General features: G+C 61.0%; 2 protein-coding genes. Both read left to right on the forward strand.

What is annotated here, in order from left to right; translation table 11 throughout:
• Window positions 1–12 precede the first annotated feature (12 nt).
• Window positions 13–1,755, forward strand: coding sequence for an oxalyl-CoA decarboxylase (gene oxc / locus P0D89_RS51925; RefSeq protein ID WP_408370817.1), 1,743 nt, complete (start codon window positions 13–15; stop codon window positions 1,753–1,755).
• Window positions 1,756–1,780: 25 nt separating this feature from the next.
• The coding region (frc, locus tag P0D89_RS51930; RefSeq protein ID WP_408370816.1) for a formyl-CoA transferase at window positions 1,781–2,985 on the forward strand (1,205 nt) is incomplete at its 3' end.

Consider the following 2,985-nt stretch of genomic DNA (forward strand, 5'->3'; position numbering starts at 1 on the left):
AGGAGAGACGTCATGGCAGAAGCCGACCAGCCCACAACAGACCACACGTTGGAACAACAGGCGACCGAAACGACCGACGGATTCCATCTCGTCATCGACGCGTTGAAACTGAACGACATCAATACGATTTTCGGACTGGTCGGCATCCCCATTACTGACCTGGCGCGACTGGCACAAGCCGAAGGAATGCGTTTCATCGGCTTTCGCCATGAACAGCACGCGGGCAATGCAGCAGCTATCGCGGGCTTCATGACGCAGAAGCCGGGCATCTGCCTGACGGTGTCGGCGCCGGGCTTTCTGAACGGCCTGACCGCGCTTGCCAATGCGACCACCAACTGTTTCCCGATGATTCTGATCAGCGGTTCGAGCGAACGCGAAATCGTCGATCTGCAGCAGGGCGATTACGAGGAAATGGACCAGCTGAATGCGGCCAGGCCCTACGCGAAGGCCGCGTATCGCGTGCTGCATGCGGAAGACATCGGTATCGGCGTGGCGCGAGCGATTCGTGCGGCGGTGTCGGGCCGGCCGGGCGGCGTGTATCTGGATTTGCCGGCCAAACTGCTCGCGCAAACGATGGATGCCGTGAAGGCGCAGCAGTCGCTGGTGCGAGTGGTCGACGCCGCGCCGCGTCAGTTGCCGGCGCCGGAATCGGTCAAGCGTGCGATCGAGGTGCTGAAGAGCGCCAAACGTCCGCTGATCCTGCTCGGCAAGGGCGCGGCGTATGCCCAGGCTGACGCGGAGATCCGTGGCTTCGTCGAACAAAGCGGCATTCCGTATCTGCCCATGTCGATGGCCAAGGGTTTGTTGCCGGATACCCATGATCAATCGGCGTCGGCGGCACGCTCGTTCGTGCTTCAGGAAGCCGACGTGGTCGTGCTGATCGGCGCGCGTCTGAACTGGCTGCTCTCGCACGGCAAAGGCAAAACGTGGGGCGCGGAGCCGAAGAAGTTTATCCAGGTCGATATCTCGCCGACCGAAATCGACAGCAACGTCGCGATTGCCGCGCCGGTGATCGGCGATATCGGTTCGTGTGTGGCGGCACTGCGTGCGGGCCTCGACGCGAGTTACACGAAGCCGGCCGCCGAGTGGACCGGCGCGATCGCCGAGCGCAAGAGCAAGAACCTCGCAAAGATGGCTGCGACGCTCGACAAGAACCCGTCGCCGATGAATTTCCACAGCGCGCTGCGCGCGATCCGCGACGTGCTCAAGACGCGTCCCGACATCAACGTCGTCAATGAAGGTGCGAACACGCTCGACTACGCGCGCAGCATCATCGACATGTACGAGCCGCGCAAACGCTTCGATTCGGGCACGTGGGGAATCATGGGTATCGGCATGGGCTTCGCGATTGGCGCGGCGGTGACGAGCGGCAAGCCGGTCGTCGCGATCGAAGGCGATAGCGCGTTCGGTTTCAGCGGCATGGAACTCGAAACCATCTGCCGTTACGACCTGCCGGTATGCACGATCGTGTTCAACAACAACGGCGTGTATCGCGGCACCGACGTGAACCCGACCGGCGGCAAGGACGTCGCGCCCACTGTGTTCGTGAAGGGCGCGCGCTACGACAGGATGATCGAGGCGTTCGGCGGCGTCGGGTATCACGTGAGCACGCCGGAAGAACTGACCAAGGCGCTGCTCGAAGCAATTGCGTCGGGCAAACCGACCTTGATCAATGCCGTGATCGACGAAGCGGCGGGCACCGAGAGCGGCCGCCTGACCAATCTGAATCCGCAAAGCGCGGCAATGAAAAAGTAATCCGACGAACCCAGGAGCTATCAAAGTGACCAAACCTCTCGAAGGCATCAAGATCATCGACTTCACCCACGTTCAAGCCGGTCCCGCGTGCACACAGTTGCTCGCATGGTTCGGCGCCGATGTGATCAAGGTTGAAAGGCCGGGTTCGGGCGATGTGACGCGTAACCAGCTGCGCGACATCCCGGATGCCGACGCACTCTACTTCACGATGCTCAACAGCAACAAGAAGTCGCTGACGTTGGACACGAAAAAACCTGAAGGCAAGGAAGTGCTGGAGAAGCTGATCCGCGAATCCGACGTGCTGGTCGAAAATTTTGGCCCAGGCGCGTTGGACCGGATGGGCTTTTCGTGGGAGCGCCTGAACGAACTCAATCCGAAGATGATCGTCGCCTCGGTGAAGGGCTTCAGCGACGGCCATCACTACGATGATCTGAAGGTCTACGAAAACGTCGCCCAATGCGCAGGCGGCGCTGCGTCCACCACCGGCTTCTGGGACGGTCCGCCCACCATTAGCGCCGCCGCGCTCGGCGACAGCAACACGGGCATGCATCTGGCAATCGGCATTCTCACCGCACTGCTGGGACGCGACAAAACCGGCAAAGGCCAGAAGGTCGCAGTGTCGATGCAGGACAGCGTTCTGAACCTGTGTCGCGTGAAGCTGCGCGACCAGCAACGGCTTGAGCGAGTGGGATATCTCGAGGAATATCCGCAATATCCGCACGGTGAATTCAGCGATGTCGTGCCGCGCGGCGGCAACGCCGGCGGCGGCGGTCAGCCGGGCTGGGTGCTCAAGTGCAAGGGCTGGGAGACGGATCCGAACGCCTACATCTACTTCACGATCCAGGGCCATGCATGGGAGCCGATCTGCAAGGCACTTGGCAAACCCGAGTGGATCGATGACCCGGCTTACAAGACCGCTGAAGCACGTCAACCACACATCTTCGAGATCTTCGGAACCATCGAAGCCTGGCTCGCCGACAAGACCAAATTCGAAGCGGTCGACATTCTGCGCAAGTTCGATATTCCATGCGCACCGGTGCTGACAATGAAGGAACTGGCCAACGATCCGTCATTGCGCGCGAGCGGCACGATCGTCGAAGTGCCGCACAAGAAGCGTGGTTCGTATCTGACGGTGGGCAGCCCGATCAAATTCTCGGATATGAAACCGGAAGTCACGGCGTCGCCGCTGCTTGGCGAACACACGGACGAAGTGCTGGCGAGCCTTGGCTA

The sequence above is a fragment of the Paraburkholderia sp. RL18-085-BIA-A genome (genome assembly GCF_046027075.1).
Taxonomy (GTDB): Bacteria; Pseudomonadota; Gammaproteobacteria; order Burkholderiales; family Burkholderiaceae; genus Paraburkholderia.

Bases quoted from the DNA above. Each gene is read 5' to 3' on its own strand.
- oxc (WP_408370817.1), top strand. From the start codon at position 13: ATGGCAGAAGCCGACCAGCCCACAACAGACCACACGTTGGAACAACAG.